At 41.3% G+C, this 23365-nt stretch carries 26 protein-coding genes, 1 tRNA gene and 1 pseudogene; 25 read left to right on the plus strand and 3 right to left on the minus strand.

Features of this window, described 5'->3' with window-relative positions:
• Position 1: 1 nt before the first annotated feature.
• On the minus strand, positions 2-793 hold the full coding sequence (locus HMPREF9960_RS08195) for a hypothetical protein (RefSeq protein ID WP_005590747.1): 792 nt from the start codon (positions 791-793) through the stop codon (positions 2-4).
• On the minus strand, positions 771-1757 hold the full coding sequence (locus tag HMPREF9960_RS08200; RefSeq protein WP_005590745.1) for a hypothetical protein: 987 nt from the start codon (positions 1755-1757) through the stop codon (positions 771-773). The genes HMPREF9960_RS08195 and HMPREF9960_RS08200 overlap by 23 nt, the downstream gene beginning before the upstream one ends.
• Before the next feature lie 116 nt (positions 1758-1873).
• Between HMPREF9960_RS08200 and HMPREF9960_RS08205 the strand changes: the two genes are divergently transcribed.
• The 8 genes and pseudogenes from HMPREF9960_RS08205 to HMPREF9960_RS08240 all read left to right on the plus strand — a co-directional run bounded on the left by HMPREF9960_RS08205 (position 1874) and on the right by HMPREF9960_RS08240 (position 8397).
• The gene (locus HMPREF9960_RS08205) at positions 1874-3499 is read left to right on the plus strand and encodes a hypothetical protein (RefSeq protein WP_005590744.1); all 1626 of its coding nucleotides are present in this window, start codon (positions 1874-1876) and stop codon (positions 3497-3499) included.
• Positions 3500-3625: 126 nt separating this feature from the next.
• A complete protein-coding gene (locus HMPREF9960_RS08210; protein ID WP_231913456.1) occupies positions 3626-4513 on the plus strand; it encodes a hypothetical protein in 888 nt (295 codons plus the stop codon).
• Between the two features lie 169 nt (positions 4514-4682).
• A pseudogene (locus HMPREF9960_RS11135) lies at positions 4683-5103 on the plus strand (hypothetical protein).
• Positions 5104-5114: 11 nt separating this feature from the next.
• On the plus strand, positions 5115-5321 hold the full coding sequence (locus tag HMPREF9960_RS08220) for a helix-turn-helix transcriptional regulator (protein ID WP_005590740.1): 207 nt from the start codon (positions 5115-5117) through the stop codon (positions 5319-5321).
• A 196-nt stretch (positions 5322-5517) separates the two neighbouring features.
• Positions 5518-6285 (plus strand): DUF3169 family protein, encoded by a 768-nt coding sequence (locus HMPREF9960_RS08225; RefSeq protein ID WP_005592430.1) that lies wholly within the window; start codon positions 5518-5520, stop codon positions 6283-6285.
• A 19-nt stretch (positions 6286-6304) separates the two neighbouring features.
• Complete coding sequence (locus HMPREF9960_RS08230) at positions 6305-7138, plus strand: ABC transporter ATP-binding protein (protein ID WP_005590738.1); 834 nt, start codon at positions 6305-6307, stop codon at positions 7136-7138.
• Positions 7131-7823, plus strand: a complete 693-nt coding sequence (locus HMPREF9960_RS08235; protein ID WP_005590737.1) for an ABC transporter permease — start codon at positions 7131-7133, stop codon at positions 7821-7823. Before HMPREF9960_RS08230 ends, HMPREF9960_RS08235 begins: the two co-directional genes overlap by 8 nt.
• Before the next feature lie 13 nt (positions 7824-7836).
• A complete protein-coding gene (locus HMPREF9960_RS08240; protein ID WP_005590736.1) occupies positions 7837-8397 on the plus strand; it encodes a DUF3267 domain-containing protein in 561 nt (186 codons plus the stop codon).
• A 188-nt stretch (positions 8398-8585) separates the two neighbouring features.
• Here HMPREF9960_RS08240 and ald read toward each other — a convergent pair whose 3' ends face one another.
• The gene (ald, locus tag HMPREF9960_RS08245) at positions 8586-9698 is read right to left on the minus strand and encodes an alanine dehydrogenase (RefSeq protein ID WP_005590734.1); all 1113 of its coding nucleotides are present in this window, start codon (positions 9696-9698) and stop codon (positions 8586-8588) included.
• Between the two features lie 214 nt (positions 9699-9912).
• Here ald and HMPREF9960_RS08250 point away from each other — a divergent pair, with 214 nt between their 5' ends.
• The 17 genes from HMPREF9960_RS08250 (at position 9913) to HMPREF9960_RS08325 (ending at position 23311) form a co-directional block, all read left to right on the plus strand.
• On the plus strand, positions 9913-10443 hold the full coding sequence (locus HMPREF9960_RS08250; protein WP_231913463.1) for a GNAT family N-acetyltransferase: 531 nt from the start codon (positions 9913-9915) through the stop codon (positions 10441-10443).
• A 49-nt stretch (positions 10444-10492) separates the two neighbouring features.
• Positions 10493-10565 (plus strand) — tRNA-Thr (locus HMPREF9960_RS08255).
• A gap of 108 nt (positions 10566-10673) precedes the next feature.
• A complete protein-coding gene (gene ybeY, locus HMPREF9960_RS08260) occupies positions 10674-11171 on the plus strand; it encodes an rRNA maturation RNase YbeY (protein ID WP_005590731.1) in 498 nt (165 codons plus the stop codon).
• Positions 11152-11556 (plus strand): diacylglycerol kinase family protein, encoded by a 405-nt coding sequence (locus HMPREF9960_RS08265; RefSeq protein WP_005590730.1) that lies wholly within the window; start codon positions 11152-11154, stop codon positions 11554-11556. Before ybeY ends, HMPREF9960_RS08265 begins: the two co-directional genes overlap by 20 nt.
• A 15-nt stretch (positions 11557-11571) precedes the next feature.
• Entirely contained in the window at positions 11572-12471 is a 900-nt protein-coding gene (gene era, locus HMPREF9960_RS08270; protein ID WP_005590729.1) for a GTPase Era, read from the plus strand.
• A gap of 132 nt (positions 12472-12603) precedes the next feature.
• Entirely contained in the window at positions 12604-13095 is a 492-nt protein-coding gene (locus HMPREF9960_RS08275; RefSeq protein WP_005590728.1) for a hypothetical protein, read from the plus strand.
• On the plus strand, positions 13095-13304 hold the full coding sequence (locus HMPREF9960_RS08280; protein ID WP_005590727.1) for a helix-turn-helix domain-containing protein: 210 nt from the start codon (positions 13095-13097) through the stop codon (positions 13302-13304). Before HMPREF9960_RS08275 ends, HMPREF9960_RS08280 begins: the two co-directional genes overlap by 1 nt.
• A gap of 21 nt (positions 13305-13325) precedes the next feature.
• A complete protein-coding gene (mutM, locus tag HMPREF9960_RS08285) occupies positions 13326-14150 on the plus strand; it encodes a DNA-formamidopyrimidine glycosylase (RefSeq protein WP_005590726.1) in 825 nt (274 codons plus the stop codon).
• A 5-nt stretch (positions 14151-14155) separates the two neighbouring features.
• Positions 14156-14752 (plus strand): dephospho-CoA kinase, encoded by a 597-nt coding sequence (coaE, locus tag HMPREF9960_RS08290; protein WP_005590725.1) that lies wholly within the window; start codon positions 14156-14158, stop codon positions 14750-14752.
• Positions 14753-14762: 10 nt separating this feature from the next.
• Positions 14763-15959 carry a multidrug efflux MFS transporter gene (locus tag HMPREF9960_RS08295; RefSeq protein ID WP_408641179.1) on the plus strand — a complete coding sequence of 399 codons (1197 nt, stop codon included), beginning with the start codon at positions 14763-14765 and terminating at the stop codon, positions 15957-15959.
• On the plus strand, positions 15959-16108 hold the full coding sequence (rpmG, locus tag HMPREF9960_RS10165; RefSeq protein WP_005590723.1) for a 50S ribosomal protein L33: 150 nt from the start codon (positions 15959-15961) through the stop codon (positions 16106-16108). The genes HMPREF9960_RS08295 and rpmG overlap by 1 nt, the downstream gene beginning before the upstream one ends.
• A gap of 41 nt (positions 16109-16149) precedes the next feature.
• Positions 16150-16383, plus strand: a complete 234-nt coding sequence (gene secG, locus HMPREF9960_RS08300) for a preprotein translocase subunit SecG (RefSeq protein ID WP_005590722.1) — start codon at positions 16150-16152, stop codon at positions 16381-16383.
• A gap of 85 nt (positions 16384-16468) precedes the next feature.
• Positions 16469-18817, plus strand: coding sequence for a ribonuclease R (gene rnr / locus HMPREF9960_RS08305; RefSeq protein WP_005590721.1), 2349 nt, complete (start codon positions 16469-16471; stop codon positions 18815-18817).
• Positions 18780-19247, plus strand: a complete 468-nt coding sequence (gene smpB / locus HMPREF9960_RS08310; protein ID WP_002894882.1) for an SsrA-binding protein SmpB — start codon at positions 18780-18782, stop codon at positions 19245-19247. The genes rnr and smpB overlap by 38 nt, the downstream gene beginning before the upstream one ends.
• 81 nt (positions 19248-19328) lie before the next feature.
• On the plus strand, positions 19329-20270 hold the full coding sequence (locus HMPREF9960_RS08315) for a hypothetical protein (protein WP_005590709.1): 942 nt from the start codon (positions 19329-19331) through the stop codon (positions 20268-20270).
• A gap of 147 nt (positions 20271-20417) precedes the next feature.
• Entirely contained in the window at positions 20418-21281 is an 864-nt protein-coding gene (tehB, locus tag HMPREF9960_RS08320) for an SAM-dependent methyltransferase TehB (RefSeq protein WP_005590708.1), read from the plus strand.
• Positions 21282-21604: 323 nt separating this feature from the next.
• Positions 21605-23311 (plus strand): C69 family dipeptidase, encoded by a 1707-nt coding sequence (locus HMPREF9960_RS08325; RefSeq protein WP_005590707.1) that lies wholly within the window; start codon positions 21605-21607, stop codon positions 23309-23311.
• The last annotated feature ends 54 nt before the right edge of the window (positions 23312-23365 follow it).

The following is a 23365-nucleotide window of genomic DNA, read 5'->3' on the forward strand; positions in this document are numbered from 1 at the left end:
TCTATCTCCCTTCTATAATTTTTCCTTGCTCAACCACAACAAAATCACCGTTAGTTTCATCAATAGTCTCCAAGACATAGGTTCCATCAGGTAAGCTTAATTGTTCTAGTAACTGTTGGATTTGGTCTCTTAGATAAAAATGTTCCTTGTATCTTTCTTCTGGCAAGATAATTTGAACATAGACTGCATTATGTGACAAGGCATCATTTAAAGGCACATTGTACAATTCTTCAAGAATAGAATGGTTATTGCTAACAGCATCTTCCATACGATCGCTATACCAGAGCTCACCTTTACCAAATCTATTTTGGTCAGATAGAGTGCTTCTCAGCTTAACAGTTCCCCCTTTTAGGTGTGAAGCCTGATTTAATTTTCTCGTCAAAGATTGTTCCAATTTAGTCCGCTCAGGGTTGATTTCTAAAGCTTTTTCAAGAATTGGCGCATATACTCTCATAGATTCATCATATATAGGGTTCCTCCACTTGTCTATATCCATCTTGTCGTAATAAGGCATGACTAATTGTTTGAAGCGGACCGATTTTTTTACAGGGACAGAGATGGTTTTGTCCTTAATTTTTTCAGTATAGGTATAATTGACATCTATGCCCCAATTTTCTTCAGCCCAGGAAAAGCCAGTTATCTTAATCTCTCCCCAAAAATTACGATTGGCGTAAAAGCCTTTGAGATGAGCTTCTAGATTTCGGTAGAAAAACAAAGACGAGACCACTAGAAAGCATACAAGCACCATGAAACTTTTTCTCTTGTCCGTATCAATCTTTAAATTCTTTTTCAATGGCTTCCTCCTTAATGACTTGCTTGAACTCTTCTTCCGTACGGATTATTTCTTCTTTGCCACTCTTTGTATACTTTTTGCCAATACTCCAGTAAAAAGAGCCGGCATCGGGGATGAACATTTTTGTTAGGGTGATGCTATCGTTGAGGGTCATGTTTTCTTTTAAAACTACTATATAGCCGTATTTTTTCAATATTGAGAGGAGTAGGCTATCCTCTGGTTTCCTAAGGCTATCATCAGAATCGCCATCCGTTATACGTGATTGGTAATCGTTCTTTTTGTAACTAAACAAAGTGGGCCAATCCGTAGTTACATTTTCACTATCATCCTTATATATCCCTGTAATAAATGATGGACTTGAAAGTACTCGATAGAGCCCTCCATATCCGAAATGAATCGTCTCTTTGGGCTGTTTTTTTGTAGCTTTTTTACTGGTTAGGTTTACATAGATTTCATCATTGTCTTTTATCTGGATTTTGACATATTCATCTTTTCCATCAGAATACATAAGATTATCCATCTTGCCTTCTATGGTGACATAGCCCATATCTTGAACCAGTTTCAAGACATCAATCGTTTGCCCTTCTCCTTTTTCTTGTCCCAGTTTGTAATAACGAATTCGGAAGTATTCTTCCTTGTCCTTTGCTTTCAGTGTTCCCACATACTGCTTGGAATCCTGAAATGCTAGAAATTTCCGTCCAACAGCAAAATCATACGGACTCCACTCGTCGCTCTCTTTAAAAGAAAGAGCAATCATAGGGAATTCTGGTTCGGTCTCACCAATAGTTGTATAATCAGTTAGACGCTGATTCTTTCCTTTATAGGCATAATTTCGTTCTTTGACCACAAAAGCAGCTTCTTTTGTGAAAAAGAAAGAACAAGCACCAGCGACCATAAAAATGACCAGTGTTGCCAAAGCATAAATCTGCCACATTTGCCAAGAGAAATTCTCTATCTTTTTCATCCTATTCTCCTTTTAGATAGATTATGGACTATTATATCATTTTTTGTAAACTTCCTGCCATAAGCAAAAGAAAAGTATGATAAAATGGTATTATTATAGTTTTATAAGGGAAAAATATGAATCAAACACGTCTCAAAAAAATCCTGAAAATATCGAGTTTCTTTCTATTCGCTTTTGTGACATATCATGTCTACTATCAATCTCTCGTCCCTCATCTTACAGCCAGGAACGAGGAAGATGCTAGACTGAGCCAGTCCAAATATCAAATCGCCTATGGTCAAGTAAGAGATTTTCAAAAGATCGGAAATTTTGCTTTGGCTATTGATATGTTTGGTGATGTCCAGCAGAAGGAAGGCTACATTATTGCTCAGAATTATCGCATTCCCAAAACTCAGGATCCTGCTGAGGGGCAAGCATTTTATGACAAAGAGAAATCAGAGTATTTTTATCAAATTGATATTTACAAAGAGGATGAAGGGATTCAGTCACTGAGAAAGATCGATGTAAGAGATATCCTTCTCAAAGAAAAGAAGAAATATAAGATCATCAGTACAGCAAAAATAGATGACTTTGACTCACCAACCAAGGCTCCCTATTTAGAAATAGGACTGGAAGAAATCAATGGTGATGCGAGAACTTTCTCACTGATCATTGATTTACAAACCTTAGAAAGTCGCATTACTCGCCTTATAGGCTCTTCATCTGAGGAAAAAATCACTAGCAGGACTAATAGAGAATTATCGGTTGTCAGAGCCAATCCTGTCTTTGCAGAGCGCTTGAAGAACCTGAGCTTCGTTATTGGTACTGATGATACTATCACAATGCGACCATATCAAGGCGGAGAACTGATCAATCTCTACCAAGAATATCCTCATATTTTTGAAATGGCTAAAAAAGGTAGTTTTACGATCTACCCACAGTTTCAATATAAAGAAGATCTAACTCAACAAGTTTCAAATTTTGCTAATCTTTTCAATTATCCAGGTGAGGCTCCCTTTTGGTCTGCTCAACAGAAACAAGATTACGAGGCAGACCGAGCTTTAAAACAGACAAAAGATTTATCGACTCCCCTTTCATATGATTTTTTCATGGAGAGGGTAAAAGAAGAAGGTAAGCTTAATGCGGTAGAAGGAACGATTCCTATCGGTTTTGATATCAATACTGGGGAAATAGTCACCGTTGATTTCAAAAAAGGACCTGTTTATCTCCAAAATTTTGACCTAGAAGACCATATAGATAGTTTAAGCTTTATCGACTCCAATTATTCCTATATAAGAAATGTACAGTTTGATCAAGTTAGTATCGACACAGCCATGTCTTATAAATTAGGTAGGAAATCAGTAAGTGATTACAGCAAGATGATTGAGGATTCTAAAATCAATAAACCGAAAGAGACACGCTACATCACTTGGCTTCAATATAAAATAAGCAACAATGTACATGAATCCGATTTGAACATCGTTAAGGGAATTGTGGATCAAGGGATCTTGTACAAAATCTTCTCTATATTTAGTCTTGAAGAAGGGCAAATGACAGTGAATCAGACTGGGACCAACAGCAATCTTGCAGTAGGAAAGACCAAATTATTAGTACAAAATGGCCATCAACTTCTTGATTCATTACAGTTTGAGACAACTGATGTGCCTAGCTTGAATCACGATGAAATGATCCAGTCTGGTAGGATTATATATGTCCTTATCGATGGGCAGCTTCGTCAAGTAAAAGTTCCGGAGGAAAAGTAGGTGCAGAAGATAGTGATAAAAATAAAAAAATGCTTTCAAAATAAAATTTTTTTGAATGTTGCCGGCTATACCTTGGCTTTTACACTTGGTTTATTTTTGGCTTTTTATGTTTTTGAGAGGGAAAAAATGACCATTCAGTCTGAGCAAAGACAGGCTAAAACATCCCAAGAAAAGAAAGTTACAAGAGCGAAAGATGAGGCAGTCCAGATAGAAAAACTTGCAGACAAGATCTATATGGTGAAAAATCCTAATTCTGCCATCTTGTCTGATAAGTATATCTTACAGCAAGAAATGAATTACTCTGATCAATCCTTTCACTTCGATAGCTATCAGGCCTTTAGTAAGGACAATAAACAGAGCAACCATGTCAAAATTAAGCTGTTTAATCAAGTTGAAGAGTTATATAAAGATTACGATTTAGTCCAATTGGCTCAAAACCTGCATAGTCAAGCCATACCAGGGAAAGTTAGCCATCAGCTCTATCAAGATCCTCAGGATGGGCAATATTATTTTGCTTTTGAAGTCTATCTATCAGGTGGTAAGGATGAAAATGATTACTCGAACGCTCATGAGGAGAAGCCTATCTATACTCTCTATACCAATATTGAAAACGGGCAGACCTTTTATCTAAAAGATTATTTTAAGCCCCTGAGTATCCGTGACAAGTATCCTGTCTATGGTGCTAGTAATCTGGATGACAAACTAGAAAAGTACGGCTTGGTTTTGCTCAACAGTCCGCATAACTTTACCCTCATTCAAGAGGAAGAGAATTTACAGATTAAAAAGTTGAAGCTAAGCCAGCAATTTCCAAATGTAGAGGAAAAACTTGCTAGTGGCTGGAGTTTAGTTGTAACTGGAGAGGATTCTTATGAAACCAGTATCAGACTTCTAGCGTCTGAAGGAGAAACCGACCTCTATACAAATGTCAAACTAGATCGTTCTTATTCATCTGATGATCAAGATCATCTCTTAAAGTCTTATCAGGATTTCCTTGAGCTATACAGGGAGAAATAAGTACGTTCCTTTCTATCAAATAACATCGTTCCATATGATTTTTCCAATGATGCTTTTCATTGTTTTCATATGGGGCTTTTTTTATGCCTTCAGAAAGTTATTTTGGATTTACCAATTGCACAATCTTCAGAGTATCTTTCTCAAATATTTGTAAAGGATCCAAGTCTTTCTGACAAAAATCTTTATTTTTCTGACAAATATACTTGTCAAAAAGAAAAGAATCTGTTACAATGTATTTAAGTTGAGAAAAAAGATAAAAGGAGGGGCTGATGGAGATACTGTTTTGGTGTCTACTTCCGATATTTTCTGGTTTGTGGCTGACGTCATCCAGTGAATTGAAAAATGTAAAAAGGAAGTTGAAACGTTTAGAGAGAAATAAAGAAAGGAGTGGAGAAATGTCACGTTTTTTTAAAGAAATGATTGGGAAAAAACCGATCATCATTGGTGAAGTTTTCGGGACAGATTGCTGGGAGGTAGTTGATGCTGATGACGATTGGGTTAAGTTGAGTAAGACCAATAAAAAAGGTCAAACAAGAATGAAATTGATGCGAATTGACGATATCAAATCTGTTGAACTAAGAGAGAGCTGAGAGGTGTTGTCATGAAGCTGAAAAATCGACTTAAAGAGCTGAGGGCCAGAGACGGGCTGAATCAAACTGACTTGGCCAAGAAAGCCGGCGTGTCGCGGCAGACGATTAGCTTGCTGGAGAGGGATGAATACACGCCCTCCGTGGTCATTGCTCTCAAAATTGCTCAGATTTTCAACGAAAGTGTCGAAAATGTCTTTCGCCTGGTGGAGGAAGAGTAGGTATAAAAAGAGCTGGAACGGATACAATAATGTCCTAGTTATTATATTTATAGTTTTTTGGTCCATTTTGTTGCGATTATCTTGGGTGGTTTGCACATGCTGTCTTGGCGGCGACTGCTTGATTTGCCTCTGGTGATTTGTATTTATGTCGTTGTTATGCCTGAAATGGATGCTGGGAAAAAGAAGGAGAATTAGAATGAAAGAAAAAAGAATGAAGTCAACTCGATACCGTTTTTGGAGAAATGTTGTGTTTATTGCTGCGGGAGGTGTAGTGGGTTTTATCGCTGGCTCTCTGGTCGGTTACTATGACTTAGCAGTCGAGATTGATTTTAGCCAGTTGATCAGCCTGAAGGCAGTGCAAGATATCATGATAGTAGCTATATTTCTACTTTTTCTAGGAACGCTTTACTATCTTCACATCAGCCGGGAAAGTATGTCACGCTTGGAGAAGATGGAAGATGACGAGGAGATAGAATCATTAGAACAAGCGGGGAACCGAGCTTATGCTTTAGCTGGCATTTTAACAAATTTAATGCAGATTCCCTTTATGTTTTATGCGGCGACTGGCTTTGCAGAGGGAATCCGTCACACAGATTTTAATATTCTGCTAGCCTTTGGTAAACTTTTCTTCTTGGTTCTTTTGATAACTGTAGCCAGCATTTTAGTTCGAAAAGGGTTCAAAACGGTGAATGGAGAAGAGCTACCTCGCTACAGCAATGTCAGGGAAACCAGAGATTTCTTAATGGATAAAATGGATGAAGCAGAAAAACAGATTAATTATGAAGAAAATTTTGAATTAGTCATGAAATTAGTAAGTTTTATCTTTCCTAGTATCTATATTGGATTGATACTGCTAAATCTCCTATTCCAATTGGATACGATTTTGGCTTGGATTGCGGTATCGATCATCTATCTTTATGTTACTGTCAGCCAGTACAAAATCGTTAAACGTTATTATAAGTAAGAAAGTGAGAAGAGGCCTTATGTCACAAGTGATTCAAGTAGAGAATATTTCTAAAAGTTTTGGAGATAAAAAAGCTTTAGAACGGATTAATTTTCATATCGATCAAGGAGAAATTTTCGGATTTTTAGGACCATCTGGGTCGGGAAAAACAACCTTAATTAATATCCTGACAGGCCAGCTTGATGCCGATAATGGTCAAAGTAAAATCCTTGGTAAAGCTTCAGATGCTATTAATGCTCAGGATTTGGTGAAGATTGGCCTAGTATCTGATACAAGTGGCTTTTATGAGAAGATGACTCTCTATAAAAACCTGCAGATATATGCGAAATTATACGGTTTAAAAAATGAGCGGATAGATGAAGTTTTAGAGCAGGTTGGTTTGTTAGAAAGCAAAAATATTGTAGCAGAGAAGCTTTCGACAGGTATGAAGCAGCGGATGTTTCTAGCTCGAGCTCTTTTAAATAATCCTGAGGTCTTATTTTTGGATGAGCCAACGAGTGGGCTTGATCCTCGTACTTCCAAGGTGATTCATGAGCTTTTGCTTGAGCTGAAGAAAAAGGGAACAACCATTTTTCTGACGACTCATGATATGCATGAAGCTAGCGCCCTTTGTGATCGACTGGCCTTGCTAAATAAGGGAGTATTAGTAGAATATGGCGAGCCGAAAGCTATTATTCAAAAATATAACACAGCCAAGAAAGTTAAAATTAGCTATGAAAATGGAGAAACCGAGCAAATTTCGTTCTCAGAATTGGCTACAAAAGACCTAAAATTAGCTATTACAGTACATTCTTGCGAACCTACATTAGAAGAAATTTTTATTCAATTAACAGGAGAAAAATTAGATGTATAAAAAAATTAAAGCTCTCACATGGCTGCGTACTCAGATTTTATTGACAAACTCTTCTTTGCTTATGTCCGTCTTGCTGCCCTTTGGCCTCCTCTTTTTGTACAATATGATTTTAAATAAGAATGGCAATGCAGGCCAAGGACTATTGAAGATGATCCTGCCTATGACCTTTGCCATGAGTGGCGGCTACATGGTGTCTATTATGATGGCAGAGGACAAGGAGAAGCGTAATCTAAAAACCTTGATGTTGAGCGGGGTTCGTTCTACTGAATACCTCTTATCCATGTTGGTTTATCCCTTCCTATTTACAGTATTTGCCTTGCTTTTTTTCCCATATTATTTGCATGTAGACCTCTCTGGCAAATGGCCTATCTATCTTTTGATCAATCTCTTAATTATTGTTATTATCCTTTTAATCAATCTTTTTATTGGTGGTATTTCCAAGACACAATCACAAGCTCAGGTTTATAGTTTATTTCCGCTGTTGCTGATTAGTTTCGTACCCTTATTTGCTAGTTTTGATAAAACAATACAGCATATTCTGCGGTTTACTTTTATGAATCCATTTATCAACTTCTTTGAAGCAGGAGACTATTCATTCAAAATTGAAGATTTCTCTAATTTGGTGATTTGGCTTCTTATTTTTATCAGTGCAAGCACCTATGTCTTGAGTAAAGGTCGAAAATGATGGAGGAGCTTTTATGAAACTTATTAAAAAAATTAATTTTATGGAAGAAAAGAAATATGTAATCGGTCTAAATGTAGCAGGGCTCTTACTGATTTTTCCCTTCTCAATGCTTTTTGCGAAATTGACCCAGCTAATCTTCCGAGCCGACCATTATGATTTTTCGGGTCTAGATCTTGCCTATTTGTTAATTTTTACCTTTATCCTTGTCGTCATCCATGAGTACATCCACGGTTTCTTCTTCAAGTTTTTTGGTAAAGGGAAAGCCAAGGTCAAGTTTGGTTTTAAAAATGGGATGGCCTATGCGACTAGTCCAGGAACTTTTTACAATCGTAAGGACTTCTTGGTCATTGGTTTGGCTCCCTTTGTTTTGATTAGCTTGCTTCTGACTTTATTGGCCATGCTGGGCTTGCTCAGTTCAACTCTCTACATGCCTCTAGCTAGTATTCATGCAGCGGGCTGTGTTGGTGACTTTTACATCGCTTTGCTGCTGTTGGGTCAGACTGATGATATTCTGGTCGAGGATACTGAAGTTGGGATGAACTTTTACCAGAAAGAAGAGCCTAGTCAGGAATAGGAATCACTGGTATTAGATACTTCTTATAAAATGTCTATTAAAGAGTAATATACTTGATAATTTAAAGATATGGAGCAATGTTGATCCTGCCTAAATGAATTGCAGTATGACACTAATTTCAAATTAAAAATAAATGAAACCCGAAGGACTAAAAGTTCCTTCGGGTTTTGTATATAAGAGAAAAATGATTAGACAAGTTCGTCAATAGAAGTGTAATCAAGATTCAAGCCTTCTGCAACTGGTCGGCTAGTGATGTGGCCGTGATAGGTTGTGACACCTTCACGCAATCCAGCATCGTCTGCAATAGCTTGTTTGAAGCCTTTGCCAGCCAGTGCTTCAATATAAGGAAGGGTGACATTGGTCAGAGCGATAGTAGAAGTGCGGGCTACGGCACCTGGGATATTGGCTACCGCATAGTGGAGAACACCGTGTTTCTCATAAACTGGCTCATCATGGGTGGTCACGCGGTCAGCAGTCTCGATAACGCCACCTTGGTCAACAGCCACGTCAACAATAACAGAACCAGGGCGCATTTGCTTCACCATATCGTCAGTCACCAGTTTTGGAGCCTTAGCACCAGGAATGAGCACAGCTCCAATCACGACATCTGCTTCGCGAACGCTTGCCTCGATGTTAAATGGATTGGACATGAGAGTTTGAATTTGGTTGCCAAAGACTTCTTCTAGTACGGATAGACGTTTGGCACTAATATCGAGAATCGTAACTTGAGCGCCTAGTCCCAGAGCGATACGGGCTGCATGAGTTCCTACAACACCGCCTCCGATGATGGTGACTTTACCTTTTGGCACTCCTGGTACACCGCCAAGGAGAACGCCAGAGCCACCTGTTTGCTTGGTTAGGAAATGCGCTCCGATTTGAACCGCCATACGACCAGCAACCTCACTCATAGGTACTAAGAGTGGTAGTTGCCCTTGTCCGTCACGTACAGTCTCGTAGGCTACCCCAGTAGTTTTAGCAGTGACCATAGCTTGGGCTAATTCGGGAGCAGCGGCCATGTGCAGGTAAGTGAAGAGTAGGAGGTCATCACGCAAGAATTGGTATTCAGCTTCCAGCGGTTCTTTAACCTTAACAACCAACTCAGCTGCCCAGGCTTCAGCAGCAGTAGCAACGATTTTTGCACCTTGCTTTTCATAGTCTGCATCTGCAAAGCCAGATCCAAGTCCAGCATTTGTCTCAATCAAAACCTGATGGCCTTTTCCTACAAGACTGTGCACACCAGCTGGCGTCAGGGCAACGCGATTTTCATTATTTTTAATTTCTTTTGGAATTCCGATTAACATAGAGCTTTACTCCTTTTTCTAATGCTAGGATCTCTGAATACAGGACTACAAAGAGACCTAGGTCAATTATTGTGATGTTTTCATTTTAAAGGAAACTGGCGCAAAAAGCAAGGAAAAAAGGATTGTTTTAGGCAGGGAATTATGCTATTATGATAAGAAAAATTAGGAAGAAGAGATGGAAAATATCTATGTTAAGCTGAGCTAGCATTCCAGAATTGAGACGGAACGATTAATCTTGCGCCCGGTGACTTTGGATGACGCTCCAGCCATGTTTGAATATGCTTCTGATGAGGAGAATGTTCGCTATACCTTTGCGACCAACAAAAATTTAGAGGAAACCCGCAATAATATCGCCCTGTTTTACCTAGCCAATCCTTTGGGTCGCTGGGGCATTGAGCTGAAGGAGACTGGCGACTTTATCGGAACGATTGACTTGCATAAGATCCGCTTGGACTTGAAAACGGCAGCTATCGGCTATGTGATCCATAAAAAATACTGGAATCAGGGCTATACGACTGAGGCCAATCGGGCAGTGCTTGAGCTGGCTTTTGAAGAAATTGGCATGAACAAATTGGTGGCCTTACATGATATTGATAATCCTGCCTCTGGTCGTGTCATGCAAAAGTCAGGCATGATCTTTTCGCACGAAGAGCCTTACGCGGCCTTGGACAAGCATGAGGAGGGACGAATAGTGACGCGGCTGCATTACTATCTGACCAGAGAACAATATTTCGCAAAAAAGTGAGAAAGAATATTGACAAGTGCCTATCTACATGATATAGTAGATAGGTAATGCTGATTTAGCTCAGTAGGCAGAGCGCATCCATGGTAAGGATGAGGTAGCCGGTTCGATCCCGGCAATTAGCATCAATACATTTGAAAAGCCCTTTATTTACAAGGGCTTTTTATGTGTTCATCCCCAAATCCGACCCAAATATGATATAATAAAGGTAATATTAGCAAGGCAGGTAAAATATGTATATCGAAATGGTGGATGAAACCGGTCAGGTTTCTCAAGAAATCATCAAGCAGACTCAGGAAATCTTGGAGTTTGCGGCTCAGAAAACGGGCAAAGAAAATAAGGAAATGGCTGTGACCTTTGTGACCAATGAGCGCAGCCATGAGCTCAACTTGGAATACCGAGACACAGATCGGCCGACAGATGTCATCAGCTTGGAATACAAGCCAGAGTTGGATATTGCTTTTGATGAGGAAGATTTGGCGGACAATCCTGAGCTGACTGAGATGCTGGAGGATTTTGATGCTTATATAGGCGAGCTCTTCATTTCGGTGGACAAGGCGCGAGAGCAAGCAGAAGAATACGGGCACAGCTTTGAACGGGAGATGGGCTTTTTGGCGGTGCATGGTTTTCTGCATATCAACGGCTATGATCATTATACGCCGGAAGAAGAAGCAGAAATGTTTGGCTTACAGGAAGAAATTTTGACAGCTTATGGACTTACAAGACAATAAAAATAACAAGCGCAAGTGGAAAAATCGAGATGTCATATCGAGTTTGGAGTTTGCCCTGACGGGGATTTTCACAGCTTTTAAGGAAGAGAAGAATATGCGGAGCCATGTTCTTTCAGCTTTAGCTGCCATCATTGCAGGTTTGATTTTTCGGATTTCAGCGACTGAGTGGCTGTTCTTGCTGCTAAGTATCTTTTTGGTGATCGCCTTTGAAATCATGAATTCAGCCGTTGAAAATGTGGTGGATCTGGCTAGTGATTATCACTTTTCTATGCGGGCAAAGAATGCCAAGGATATGGCAGCTGGTGCAGTTTTGGTGGTTTCTGGTTTTGCAGTTATCACAGGTTTGATTATCTTTCTGCCGAAACTGTGGGATATTATTTTTTAGAGAAGGAATAGAACAATGACTTTTAAATCAGGCTTTGTAGCCATTTTGGGACGCCCCAATGTTGGGAAATCAACTTTTTTGAATCATGTCATGGGGCAAAAAATTGTCATCATGAGCGATAAGGCTCAGACCACACGCAATAAGATTATGGGCATTTATACGACGGATAAGGAGCAGATTGTCTTTATCGATACGCCGGGAATTCACAAGCCTAAGACAGCTTTAGGCGATTTCATGGTCGAAGCGGCTTATAGCACGCTGCGTGAGGTGGACACGGTTCTCTTCATGGTACCGGCTGATGAGCCGCGTGGCAAGGGCGATGATATGATTATCGAACGCCTGAAAGCGGCTAAGGTGCCAGTGATCTTGGTGGTCAATAAGATTGATAAAGTCCATCCGGATCAGCTTTTAGCGCAAATTGATGATTTCCGTCAGCAGATGGACTTCAAAGAAATCGTGCCAATTTCAGCCTTGCAGGGTAACAATGTTTCCCGTCTGATTGACATCCTTAGTGAAAATCTAGAGGAAGGTTTCCAATATTTCCCAGAAGACCAGATTACCGACCATCCAGAACGTTTCTTGGTTTCAGAAATGATTCGCGAAAAGGTTCTACACCTGACTCGTGAAGAAATTCCCCACTCAGTTGCGGTAGTTGTTGACAGCATGAAGCGAGACGAGGAGACGGACAAGGTCCATATCCGAGCGACGATCATGGTCGAGCGTGACAGCCAAAAAGGCATTATCATCGGTAAAGGTGGCTCCATGCTCAAGAAAATCGGATCCATGGCTCGTCGCGATATCGAGCTCATGCTCGGAGACAAGATCTTCTTAGAAACCTGGGTCAAGGTCAAGAAAAACTGGCGGGACAAGAAGCTGGACTTGGCGGACTTTGGCTATAATGAGAAGGAATATTAACAGAAAATTGGTTTTAAACCAATTTTCTTAGTTTTGGAATTATCGTTTTACAATATTTCTTGACCGAATAGAATTATTGTTTTATAATAATCATAAGAACAAATTATCGTAAAACAATAAGGAGGACAAGCTATGAAAATGCAAATTCTGAAACAAGTGATAACCACAATCACCTTCTTGGTACAAGTATTTTGTGCCTTCTGGTTTTTAGCTAGAGGTTTTGTAGGCATTATCTTGATGATTTATAATTGGCAATCAACTGCTACTCCACTTGCTGAATTATTGAGGTTATCTTATGAGATGATCTGGTTGGGGTTGCTTCCTATTTTGTTTTTTGGATTGATTCGACGATTTTTACACAGCATGATAAACCATCAACTTTTTACGGATAAAAGTTATAAGCTTAGCAGATACCTATTGATTTTAGTCACTTGCTTACTTATTGGTAGTATTATATGGGATATTTTTATCGGACAAAAGTCCATACAGACTTGGCTAGAGCTTGTAGATAATCTATTTCTTCCCTATATGAATAGTCTGGCTTTGGTAATTGTCCTAGGAGTCTTGCATCTTGTCATAAAAAACGGGAAGACAATTCAAGAAGATGTAGATGGTTTTGTGTAATGGGAAAAATCAAGGTTAATTTAGATAAAGTGTTGGAAGAAAAGGGTCTGACCTCGAAAGAATTGGCGACAATTATTGGTATTACGCAAGCAAATTTGTCTATTCTCAAAACAGGCAAGGCCAAAGGAATTCGCTTTGCGACCTTGCTGGCTATTTGCGAAACGCTAGATTGTCAGCCTGCTGATATTTTAGAGTATATTTCTGACTAAAAGAAGATAGAAAGGAGCTTTATGCCTGAATTACCTGAAGTGGAAACGGTTCGGCGCGGTTTGGAGCGTCTGGTTGTTGGTAAGACGATTGGGCAGGTGCGGATTCGCTATGCCAAGATGATTGGCACGGGAGTGGATGCTTTTGTCCACGATTTGCCCGGTCAAACCATTGAAAAGATTGGCCGTCGGGGCAAGTATTTGCTCTTTTACCTGACTGGTGAAGTGCTGGTTTCCCATCTGCGAATGGAAGGCAAGTATCTTTTTTATCCTGATGCGGTGCCTGAGCGCAAGCATGCCCATGTCTTTTTCGAGATGACAGATGGTGGGACGCTTGTTTATGAGGATGTCCGCAAGTTTGGGACCATGGAGCTATTGAGAAAGGATCAGCTGGAGCCTTATTTTGCTGCCAGAAAGCTTGGTCCTGAGCCGACAGATTCAGAATTTCTCTTGGCGCCTTTTGCAGCAGCTTTGAGTCGTTCCAAGAAGCCTATCAAACCCTATTTGTTAGAGCAGACCTTGGTCGTTGGGCTAGGCAATATCTATGTAGATGAGGCCCTGTGGCGGGCGCAGATTCATCCGGCCAGGCCTGCAGCTAGTCTAAAGCCTGCTGAAGTGAAACGGCTGCGTGAGCAGATTATAGAAGTTTTGCAGCTTGGGATTGAGAAGAGGGGCTCGACCATTCGGACCTACCGCAATGCTTTGGGTGAGGATGGCACGATGCAGGATTTTCTGCAGGTCTATGGAAAGACCGGTCAACCCTGTGCTAGATGCGGCATCCCGATTGAGAAAATTAAGCTGGGTGGACGCGGTACTCATCTTTGTCCTCATTGCCAGAAAGCGAGGTAACTGCCATGGCAAGAATTATCGGTATCACTGGCGGCATTGCCTCGGGTAAGTCAACCGTGACAGAGTTTTTGCGGCAGCAGGGCTACCAAGTTATTGATGCGGATCAAGTGGTGCATGAGCTGCAGGAGCCGGGAGGACGACTGTATCAAGCTCTTTTATCCGCTTTTGGTCCAGCTATCTTACGGGAAGATGGCCGCTTGGACCGGGCCAAACTGGGAGCTATGATTTTTGGGAATTCTGAAGTCTTGGCGCAGTCCAGCCAGCTTCAGAACGAAATTATTCGAGAGGAACTGGCTCGCAGGCGAGATTTGCTCGCAGAGACGGAAGATATCTTTTTCATGGACCTTCCCTTGTTGTTTGAGTTAGAATATGATAACTGGTTTGACCAAATCTGGCTGGTAGATGTGACGGAGGAAACTCAGCTCAGCCGTCTTATGGCGCGAAATACTCTCAGTCAGGAAGAGGCAGAAAAACGCATAGCAGCTCAGCTATCTCTCCGAGAAAAACGAAAGAGGGCAAACGTTTTGATTGAGAATAATGGCTCGCTTGAGGGAACTCGACAGCAGATTCGCGATGCTTTGCAGAAATTAGAAAGAAGATGATTCTATCACGATACAAGTAAATTGGAAACATAATCTGAAAATTGCCTGGTTTGGGAACTTCCTGACAGGTGCCAGCATTTCTCTAGTTACTCCTTTTATGCCCCTTTTTGTGGAGCAGCTAGGAGCGCGTGGTCATGAGGTGGAGTACTATGCTAGTCTTGGCATTGCCCTTTCGGCTGTTTCGGCAGCCTTTTTATCCCCTGTTTGGGGCAGTTTGGCTGACCGCTATGGCCGTAAACCTATGATGATTCGGGCAGCTACGGCTATGGTCTTTACCATGGGCGGCATTGCCTTTGTACCTAATATTTTTTGGCTCTTGGTCTTGCGCTTTCTCAACGGAGTTTTTGCGGGCTATGTGCCCAACAGTACCGCCTTGATTGCCAGTCAGGTTCCTAAGGAAAAGACGGGCTATGCGCTGGGAACTTTGGCAACAGGTGTCGTTGCGGGCAATCTCATGGGACCCTTGATTGGTGGAGTGATTGCTGAAGTCTTTGGCATCCGCAATGTCTTTCTACTGATTGGCTTTTTCTTTTTGATTGCGACCCTGATGACGGCTGCTTTCATCCGAGAAGATTTTAGGCCGGTCACCAAGGAAGAGGAGATTGGATTTGGAGAACTGATTCGTCAGATTAGATATCCCAAGCTATTGCTAACTCTTTTTCTGACTAGCTTTGTTATCCAGTTTGCAGCCCAGTCTATTGGTCCGATTCTTTCCCTTTATATTCGGGAGTTAGGCCAAACGGACAATTTGATTTTTGTATCTGGCTTGATTGTTTCGAGTATGGGACTGTCCAGTATGCTGAGCTCAAGTATTTTAGGTCGGATGGGGGATCGGATGGGCAATCATCGTTTGCTCGTTTTAGCTCAGTTTTATTCTATTATTATTTACATGCTCTGTGCTCATGCAGGCTCTTCGCTCCAACTTGGTTTTTACCGTTTCTTGTTTGGTTTAGGGACCGGAGCTTTGGTGCCGGGGGTCAATGCTCTATTGAGCAAAATCACGCCTAAGTTTGGGATTTCTCGAATCTTTAGCTACAACCAGATTTTCTTTTATCTGGGTGGTGTCATTGGCCCCATGTCAGGCTCGGCTATTGCAGCGACAGCAGGCTATCATTCAGTCTTTTATGCTACAGCAGGCTTAGTGGGACTGAGTCTCCTTATCAACCTTTTTTGTTTTGGAAATTTATTGAAAAAGAAGGAAATCTAGTGCGCGTTAAAATTCATTTGAAATGCTCCAGTTGCGGCAGTCAGAATTATCTGACCAGTAAGAATAGTAAGACTCATCCTGATAAGATTGAGGTATTGAAGTACTGCCCCAAGGAAAGAAAAGTAACCTTACATCTTGAATCTAAGTAGATTTTATGGTAAAATAGAAAGGATTTTAAGGAGTTTTATTTATGTATAGCCTATTATTAACGATTTTAGTCATTTTATCAGGTTTTATTGTCATTGCTATTTTCATGCAACCAACTAAAAACCAATCTAGTAACGTGTTTGATTCGAGTGCCAACGACCTTTTTGAGCGGTCAAAAGCACGGGGATTTGAAGCTGTGATGCAGCGTCTGACAGGATTTTTGATCTTTGTCTGGTTGCTGATTGCCTTGATATTGGCAGTATTATCTAGTAAATAAAATGGGCTCTGACTTTGTCTTGGCCTTTTTTTAAAGTTTAAAAAGAGGGGAATATCAAGAGCCCCTCATAGTATAGAAAGAAAGTATGAAAGAAGAAATTATAGAATATTTAAAAGAAAAGCAGCAGGCTAGCGTACATGAGCTGGCGGCTGCTCTGGGGAAAGAGTCTTCCAAGGACTTTAGTGCCTTGGTCAAGATGATCTCCCAAATGGAAAGAAAGCATCAGATTCGCTTTGATGATGAGGGGCGGATTGAGCTTTACGAGAAGAAAAAACAGGAGCGTCTGACGCTCAAGGGTGTTTTTCATGCCCATAAGAATGGCTTTGGCTTTGTCACCCTGAATGAAGAAGAGGATGATCTTTTTGTCAGCCGTAATGATGTCAATCATGCCATTGATGGCGATACGGTGGAAGTGATCATTACTAAGGTAGCAGACCGCATCAAGGGAACGTCAGCTGAAGCTAAGATTATCGATATTTTGGAACACAGCCTGACCACAGCAGTTGGCCAGCTGGTGTTGGATGAGGAAAAGCCCAAGTATGCCGGCTATATCCGCTCGAAAAATCAGAAAATCCGCCAGCCTATTTATGTTAAAAAACCAGCCATGGTTTTAGATGGCACAGAGGTACTCAAGGTCGCGATTGACAAATATCCAACCAAGAAACACGATTTCTTTGTGGCTAGTCTGATTGATGTAGTTGGTCATGTCAACGATCCAGGTATAGATGTACTGGAAGTGCTGGAGTCCATGGATATTGTCTCCGAGTTTCCAGAAAAGGTCTTGGAAGAAGCTGAACGAGTTCCGGATGCACCTTCAGAGAATGATTTTGAAGGACGTGTGGACCTGCGTGAAGAGATTACCTTTACCATTGATGGAGCGGATGCCAAGGACTTGGATGATGCGGTCCATATCAAGCGCTTGAAAAATGGTCATTTTGAGCTGGGTGTCCATATCGCAGATGTGTCCTACTATGTCAAAGAAGGCTCTGAGCTGGACAAGGAAGCCCTCAATCGAGCAACCTCCGTCTATGTGACCGATCGCGTGGTGCCTATGCTGCCAGAGCGCCTGTCCAACGGTATCTGCTCCCTCAATCCCAATGTGGACCGGCTGACCCAGTCGGCTATCATGGAGATAGATGCTAAGGGGCGCGTGGTCAAGCACATCATCACCCAGACTGTTATCAATACGACCTTCCGCATGACCTACAGTGATGTCAACGACATCATCGCAGGAGATCAGGAAAAAGCTGAGCAGTTCAAGGCCATTGTGCCTAGTATTGACAGTATGGTTCGCCTGCATGAGATTCTGGAAAGCATGCGTTTTAAACGCGGTGCGCTCAACTTTGATACCAATGAAGCCAAAATCATCGTCAACAAAGAAGGCCGGCCAGTGGATATTGTCCTGCGTCAGCGGGGAATTGCTGAGCGCATGATTGAGTCCTTTATGCTAGTGGCGAATGAGACGGTGGCTGAGCATTTTGCTAAGCTAAATCTGCCCTTCATCTATCGGATCCACGAGGAGCCTAAGGCGGAGAAGGTGCAGAAGTTTATCGACTACGCCTCTAGCTTTGGGATTCGGATATACGGAACGGCTAGCTCTATGAGTCAGCAGGCTCTGCAGGATATTATGGAGGCAGTCAAAGACCAGCCTTATGAGGATGTCCTGTCTATGATGCTTCTGCGCTCCATGCAACAGGCTCGCTACTCTGAGCACAATCACGGCCACTATGGTCTGGCAGCGGAGTTTTATACGCATTTCACCAGTCCGATTCGTCGCTATCCGGACCTTCTGGTTCATCGGATGGTGCGGGATTATGGCAAGTCTAAGGAAATAGCAGAGCATTTTGAGCAAGTGATTCCAGAAATTGCCAGTCAGTCTTCCAGCCGAGAGCGTCGGGCTATCGAGGCCGAGCGTGAAGTCGAAGCCATGAAGAAGGCTGAGTACATGGAAGAATTCGTTGGGGAAGAGTTTGACGGCGTGGTTTCAAGCGTGGTTAAGTTTGGACTCTTTGTCGAGCTGCCCAATACGGTCGAAGGCTTGATTCATGTCACCAACCTGCCAGAGTTTTATAGCTACAATGAGCGGACGATGACCCTGCAAGGAGAAAAGTCTGGCGTGGTCTTTAAAGTCGGTCAGCAGATTCGCATCAAGCTGGTTCGAGCGGATAAGGCTACGGGCGAGATTGACTTTGAATACCTGCCTAGTGAATTTGACCTGGTAGAAAAGACTAGCAAGAGTAGCAGAGGCAAGTCTGGCAGGAAGAGACGCCGTGAGGATGACAAGCGCAGCCATTCTTCCAAAGAAAAAGGCAACAGAGAAAAGAAAGATAAGAAGTCCAAGAAAGGCAAGAGCCAGAAGGCATTTTACAAGGAACTAGTCAAGAAAGGAGCCAAGCATGGCAAAGGGAGAAGGAAAGGTCGTCGCGCAAAATAAAAAGGCCAGACACGACTACACTATCGTAGATACCATCGAGGCTGGCATGGTGCTGACGGGAACGGAAATCAAGAGCGTCCGTGCCGCCCGCATCAATCTCAAAGACGGCTTTGCCCAGATCAAGAACGGTGAGGCCTGGCTCAGCAATGTCCATATTGCGCCTTATGAAGAGGGTAATATCTGGAACCAAGAGCCTGAGCGTCGTAGAAAGCTGCTGCTGCATAAGAAACAGATCCAAAAGCTGGAGCAGGAGACCAAGGGAACTGGCATGACGCTGGTGCCGCTCAAGGTTTATCTCAAGGATGGCTATGCAAAGCTCCTCCTAGGCCTAGCCAAAGGGAAGCACGACTACGACAAGCGCGAATCCATCAAACGCCGCGAGCAAAACCGTGACATCGCAAGACAGATGAAGAACTTTAATACAAGATGAAAGACTGGGCGACCGGTCTTTTTGAATCCTCATTCTAAGTGTGTTAAAATATAAAAGATATTAATAGGATGGAGATTATATATGAGTTTTAAAAAATTTTCATTAATAATAATATTTTTTTCTGCTATAGCAGCTTTCTTTATTTGGCAACACTATCAGAACGAGCAAACTAAAAAAGAGAAGGAAGACTATTATAATAGTATTTATACTTATAGTGGCGACTATGAAATTGGTGACCATATCTTTTTGGGAGATAAGGGTTTGGTAGCTCAATGGGTTAGTAAAAATCCAGAAGAGGATAAAGAAATTCGGAAACATATCAAAAATGATCCTAAAAGAAAAGTAGATTATATTAATGATGATGTCGTTACTATGGGGGAGCGGTTTATCATTAGGAAGAATATTAAAACAATGTCAAGAGAAAAAGGAGAGAGTACATATCGTTTATTGATTTATGATACGAAAGATCAAATCTTAAGAAAGAAGGAAATTGATTTATTAAAATGGCTAGGAGAAAAAGGTAATGACTGGGGGTTAAGTACAGTTGGTCCAACTGTGAATAAGTTGTCAAATGGGAAAGAAGTGTTGACAGTCAATATTCAAAAATATACAGAGAAATTGGTAAATGATATTCCAATCTCCAACACAGAGATTAAACATTATTATTTGGATTTAGAGACAGGAGAATTCATTGATTATCAGCCAGATAGTCAAGAAATAAAAGGGTTATTTTATTCATTTAATCAAGGCTACTCGGGAGAGGAACTTCCAGGTAAACAGTTTGAGAAAATGGGAATTGATTTAAACTACAACACTGTAAATTTCAAAAAGGAATTCTTTAAACAAAGTGAAAATCTTCCAATTCAGAAAGAATATCCTAAGGCTTATAAAATTCTTCAAAACAAGAACAGTGCCTATTATCCAACTTTTAATAAAAGCCGGAGTCCGAAGGATATTCTTAATAGCCTTTCTCTCCTGATACCTCAGAATAGTGCTATTTTACAAGATACAGAGATTCAATGAAAAATAGAAAATATGACACAGGATATCATTTCTTGCTTTTTTGTTAGTGAGACCTTGAATACCCTAGCACTTGTCAAGTCTGCCCTTTTCGAGTATGATAAAGACAGTTAAAATTTTTAAATTTGGCTTTCAGAGAAAGGATTTTTTATGACAGAAAAATTGCTAGCTTATAAACGCATGCCAGTGTGGACAGCTGAGACCATGCCCGAATTGGTCAAGAACAAGCACAATACCAAAGAGGGAACTTGGGGCAAAATCACTGTTCTCAAGGGACGCCTTAAGTTTGTTGAGATGTCAGAGGAAGGTGAGGAGCTGGCTGAGCACATCTTTGAAGCTGGTCAGGATAATCCTTTCGCCCAGCCCCAAGCTTGGCATCGGGTCGAAGCCTTGACAGATGACCTAGAGTGGTATTTGGAGTTTTACTGTCGGCCTGAGGATTATTTCCCTAAGAAATACGGCAGTAATCCAGTGCACTCAGAGGTTTTGGAAGCTATGCAGACAGTCCGGCCAGGACGGGCCTTAGATCTAGGCTGTGGTCAAGGCCGCAATGCTCTCTTTCTGGCAAAGCAGGGCTTTGAAGTAACGGCCGTAGATCAGAATGAGCTAGCTTTGGAGATTTTACGTAGCATTGTCGAGCAGGAAGATTTGGATCTGCCAGTGGGTAGCTACGATATCAACTCAGCTAGTCTGACTCAGACTTATGACTTGATCGTTTCCACCGTTGTTCTGATGTTCCTGCGGGCAGAGCGGATTCCAGATATTATCCGCAATATGCAAGAACATACAGCGCTTGGCGGCTACAATCTCATCGTCTGTGCTATGGATACAGAGGATTTCCCTTGCTCTGTTCCCTTCCCATTTACATTTAAGGAAGGGGAGCTTGCCGAGTATTACAAGGACTGGGAGCTGGTCAAGTACAATGAAAATCCTGGCCACCTCCATCGCCGTGATGAAAACGGCAATCGAATTCAGCTGCGCTTTGCGACGATGTTAGCTAAAAAAGTGAGATAAATCCTTTAAAGCTCAAGTCGGCTCTGCTACAATCTCTAGTGAATTGCTTATAAAGATTTTATAGCAGGATATTTTCTGATAAGATAAAAAATAATAGCCTTTCCTCTAAATAAGATGGGGCTATTTTTTAGTTTATTTGCTCTGGTTTGAGAAAAAGTAGAGGAAATATAGATTAGATAAAAAATATACACAATTTTGTGTAAACGCTTGCAAAAAATTTAGAAAGAGAGTATACTAAAATAGGAATGTTAAGGTATTACGGTTTATGTTGTTTAGACTGGGAGTTGATTCCAGCCCCGCAGATAGTCAAAAGGAGATAGACTATGAAGAAAATACTGATCAGACTAATGTTCCTTGCAATGTTAGTTGCTCTTTTGCCTGTTCATGTGGCACAAGCGTGTTCTGCTTTTATTGTCGGTAAAGACCTGACAGCAGATGGCTCTACTCTATTTGGTCGGACAGAGGACTATCCATACGCCCCTGACGGTGGTCGGCACAATCAAAACTATGTAGTTGTGCCAGCTAAGACCTATAAAGATGGCGATAAGATAGAAGATGAGTCAAATGGCTTTACCTATCCGCATTTGGCGAATGAAATGAAATACACAGCTGTCTACGACTCTGATCGTGACAACGGAAGTAACGGAAACTTCGCTGCGCATGGCTTTAATGAACTTGGTGTAGCTATGACAGCGACCGTTTCAGCAACACCAAATGATAAAGTGTTAAAAGAAGATCCACTTGTAAAAGATGGTCTTCCAGAAGCATCATTAGTTGACCTTGCTTTGCCACGTGCAAAAACAGCACGTGAAGTTATTGAGACAGTTGCGAAAGTTCTAGATGAAAAAGGGTCAGCAGAAGGAAATATCATCGTTGCAGCGGATAAAAATGAGCTATGGTACATGGAAATCCTGTCTGGTCACCAATATGTAGCCATCAAATTCCCAACGAATAAGTATGCTGTCTTTGCGAACACTTACTATCTTGGTCACGTTGACTTGAACGATAAGGAAAATGTCATTGCTTCTAAAGATGTAGAAGAAGTAGCTAAAAAGGCAGACAACTATAAGACCGACAAAGATGGCAACTTTATGATTGCTAAATCTTATGGACCTGATAAATATATGGAACGTAACCGTTCTCGGACCTACGCAGGTATCAAGTGGATGGATCCACAAGCAAAAGTAAATTATGACGATGAAGCTTTTGATCTCTTGCGCGAACCAACTGATCCAAATAAGAAATACACAGTTCATGATGTGATCGCTGAACAAAGAAATCGTTTTGAACATTTGCCAGAATATAAAGCAGATGACTTAGTTGAAGTCGGTAAGAAGATCGATGGCAATGTCTACAAATATGCGCTAGGTAACGAAAACGTAATTGATGCCCACGTTTATCAAATCAAACCAAACCTACCAAATGCCTTTGGCGGTGTTATGTGGCTGGGTCTGGCACAAAGTCGCAACACACCATATGTACCATTCTATGGTAATGTAGAAGATACTTACGAAGCTTTCAAGAACCGCTCTACTAAATATGACGGAAAATCTTGGTATTGGACTGTTTGGCATATTGACCAAATGGTTATGAAATATCCAGAAATCTTTGGTAACAGCATCCAAGAAAAATGGAAAGCAAAAGAAGCTGAATGGGATAAAGAACAGACCGAACGTGATGCCAAATATGCAAACTACACAAATGAACAAGCCAAAGCCGCTGGACCAGAAGTGACGAAGGAAGCCTTGGAACGCTCAGAAAAAATCTTTAAGGAAATCAAAGCAGTCGAAGCAGAGATGGAAGAAAAGATTAAGAAAGAAAAAGGTAAAGATGCAGATCTTGTCTATACAGGCTATAACAAAGCAAACCTCCTAGCTGAAGCAGAAAAAGGAAAATCAGCGGACAAAGCTAGCGATACGAAGAAAGATAGCTCAAGTCAAACTACTTGGATTGTCATCGGCGTATTGGTTGTGCTAGTTGCTGGATTCTTCGGATACAAACAATTTAATAAGAAGAAGGAGGAAGAATAAATTTTGAAAGAAAAGCTAGAAGTTTAAGACTTCTGGCTTTTTGCTTGCCTCAAC

This window comes from Streptococcus cristatus ATCC 51100 (assembly GCF_000222765.1).
Lineage (GTDB): Bacteria > Bacillota > Bacilli > Lactobacillales > Streptococcaceae > Streptococcus > Streptococcus cristatus.

Bases quoted from the DNA above. Each gene is read 5' to 3' on its own strand.
- HMPREF9960_RS08280 (WP_005590727.1), top strand. From the start codon at position 13,095: ATGGGAAAAATCAAGGTTAATTTAGATAAAGTGTTGGAAGAAAAGGGT.
- smpB (WP_002894882.1), top strand. From the start codon at position 18,780: ATGGCAAAGGGAGAAGGAAAGGTCGTCGCGCAAAATAAAAAGGCCAGA.
- HMPREF9960_RS08205 (WP_005590744.1), top strand. From the start codon at position 1,874: ATGAATCAAACACGTCTCAAAAAAATCCTGAAAATATCGAGTTTCTTT.
- era (WP_005590729.1), top strand. From the start codon at position 11,572: ATGACTTTTAAATCAGGCTTTGTAGCCATTTTGGGACGCCCCAATGTT.
- HMPREF9960_RS08225 (WP_005592430.1), top strand. From the start codon at position 5,518: ATGAAAGAAAAAAGAATGAAGTCAACTCGATACCGTTTTTGGAGAAAT.
- HMPREF9960_RS08315 (WP_005590709.1), top strand. From the start codon at position 19,329: ATGAGTTTTAAAAAATTTTCATTAATAATAATATTTTTTTCTGCTATA.
- mutM (WP_005590726.1), top strand. From the start codon at position 13,326: ATGCCTGAATTACCTGAAGTGGAAACGGTTCGGCGCGGTTTGGAGCGT.
- HMPREF9960_RS08240 (WP_005590736.1), top strand. From the start codon at position 7,837: ATGAAACTTATTAAAAAAATTAATTTTATGGAAGAAAAGAAATATGTA.
- HMPREF9960_RS08275 (WP_005590728.1), top strand. From the start codon at position 12,604: ATGAAAATGCAAATTCTGAAACAAGTGATAACCACAATCACCTTCTTG.
- HMPREF9960_RS08200 (WP_005590745.1), bottom strand. From the start codon at position 1,757: ATGAAAAAGATAGAGAATTTCTCTTGGCAAATGTGGCAGATTTATGCT.
- secG (WP_005590722.1), top strand. From the start codon at position 16,150: ATGTATAGCCTATTATTAACGATTTTAGTCATTTTATCAGGTTTTATT.
- tehB (WP_005590708.1), top strand. From the start codon at position 20,418: ATGACAGAAAAATTGCTAGCTTATAAACGCATGCCAGTGTGGACAGCT.
- rnr (WP_005590721.1), top strand. From the start codon at position 16,469: ATGAAAGAAGAAATTATAGAATATTTAAAAGAAAAGCAGCAGGCTAGC.
- HMPREF9960_RS08325 (WP_005590707.1), top strand. From the start codon at position 21,605: ATGAAGAAAATACTGATCAGACTAATGTTCCTTGCAATGTTAGTTGCT.
- HMPREF9960_RS08220 (WP_005590740.1), top strand. From the start codon at position 5,115: ATGAAGCTGAAAAATCGACTTAAAGAGCTGAGGGCCAGAGACGGGCTG.
- coaE (WP_005590725.1), top strand. From the start codon at position 14,156: ATGGCAAGAATTATCGGTATCACTGGCGGCATTGCCTCGGGTAAGTCA.
- ald (WP_005590734.1), bottom strand. From the start codon at position 9,698: ATGTTAATCGGAATTCCAAAAGAAATTAAAAATAATGAAAATCGCGTT.
- HMPREF9960_RS08230 (WP_005590738.1), top strand. From the start codon at position 6,305: ATGTCACAAGTGATTCAAGTAGAGAATATTTCTAAAAGTTTTGGAGAT.
- HMPREF9960_RS08235 (WP_005590737.1), top strand. From the start codon at position 7,131: ATGTATAAAAAAATTAAAGCTCTCACATGGCTGCGTACTCAGATTTTA.
- HMPREF9960_RS08265 (WP_005590730.1), top strand. From the start codon at position 11,152: ATGGACTTACAAGACAATAAAAATAACAAGCGCAAGTGGAAAAATCGA.
- ybeY (WP_005590731.1), top strand. From the start codon at position 10,674: ATGTATATCGAAATGGTGGATGAAACCGGTCAGGTTTCTCAAGAAATC.
- HMPREF9960_RS08210 (WP_231913456.1), top strand. From the start codon at position 3,626: ATGACCATTCAGTCTGAGCAAAGACAGGCTAAAACATCCCAAGAAAAG.